Source organism: Lactobacillus sp. UMNPBX17 (assembly GCF_002553735.1).
GTDB lineage: Bacteria > Bacillota > Bacilli > Lactobacillales > Lactobacillaceae > Lactobacillus > Lactobacillus gallinarum.
Window position 1 is genome coordinate 1 of sequence record NZ_PCYT01000136.1, and the last position, 1,500, is coordinate 1,500.

Sequence of the window (1,500 nt, forward strand, 5' to 3'; positions counted from 1 at the left end):
GGGTTTAGGGCACTTTCTCAGAGGACTTGAGTTTGATTGCTCTGGGAAGTTAGCATTAGTTTGCTTTTGAGTCATCGTAAAAATCTCCTTAATTAAAAATAAAAAAAGAGGGGGTAGCCAGCATAATGCTTAGCTACCCCCCGATACTGATAGTTTTGTGTAACCGCTTTACTAGCGGGAGAACAAAAAAAGGGACGCTTCTAAATGTAAACTTCGTCCCTTTTTCCTCTTTTTCGCTTGGATGCTACGTTTTCGCAGCTCCCCGATTCCTATGTGGTCTCGCGTTGCTCGATCATTATAATCTCAAATCTCCTTTCAGTCAATAGTTTTTTTTTTTTTTACAAAGAAATTGGGGACAAGAGAAAAAAAGCAATGGAGAAAGAGAAAAAAGAAGTTTTGCAGTGGATGAATGCACTAGAGATATCCAAGAAGATAAAGAAGAAGTTTTGCAGTGGATGAATGCACTAAAGATATCCAAAAAGATTATGATAAAAAGTCTTGCAACGACCAAAAAAAGGTCGCACTAAAGATATCCTTAATAAATAATTATTTTGTTAACTTATGCTTATCTGCCATGAATGTCATCTGCTAACAAAATAATTATTTTTGAATGTCCCTTTTCTTCTGCAAGTTTTGGATTCTTGCCCAAGTATGGATCAAGCTTAGTATCACGGTAAGTGTTACTCTTTGAGTAGTAGCCGTGATCGGTGTCAACACCAGTAAGCTTACCTGCATTTGAGCCCAAGGCATTTTCATGATAAATGCCATTACCCCAAGGAACTAGATAAGACATATCTAGTTTGTTAGGCAACTTACCATGTACTTTAGGTCCACCGCCTTTTCCTCCAGATTTCTTAGAAGGACCAGGCTTTCTTTCAGAAGTACCAAGCGGTGTAGCTTTACCACCTGAGCCACCTTGTTTAGCTCTCTTTTGCATTTCACTACGTGAAACTGCGAGAACTTCTTCAGCGGGTGCAATTACAGGTCCAATGACTCCGCCTAGTAAACCAGCTGTTCCGATTAACATCGAAGCCTTTTCTAATTTACTATAAAGTGAAGTCTTATGGTGCGTCTTGCCACGTACCCGCGGTTTGGTTAATACTTTATTAACCAAATGTATCACTTCTTTCTATAACGTTATAAAAACAAATTTGTCGATTTGTGAAACAGAGTTTCTTCGTTTCACATCTACTATTTTATAGCAATTTTAAGTTTGTGAATAAAAAAGTTGAAGAAGTCTAAACACTGTTCTAAGTAAGAAGTACATATGCTTTAATATTTCACAAAGTAGCTAAATTTCCATCTTATTAATGCACTTTTATATGAAACATGCACTCTAAATTAATCCACGATTTCTTATTTTTTCTTCCCCGATTTTTTGTTAATTTTTAACGCCTAAAGTGTTTTTCTTAGGCACTTAAGCCTACAACGTCCAAAAGGCCTTAAATTATAAAGTAAATTTTTATCCCGGATTTACAAAATACATATTCAATATAACAA

The 1,500-nt window shown here is 36.1% G+C and carries 1 protein-coding gene; it reads right to left on the minus strand.

The genetic code is table 11. The features are described from left to right. Positions 1–565: 565 nt before the first annotated feature. Positions 566–1,114, minus strand: coding sequence for a hypothetical protein (locus tag CP368_RS09910; protein ID WP_087712521.1), 549 nt, complete (start codon positions 1,112–1,114; stop codon positions 566–568). Positions 1,115–1,500: the final 386 nt, after the last annotated feature.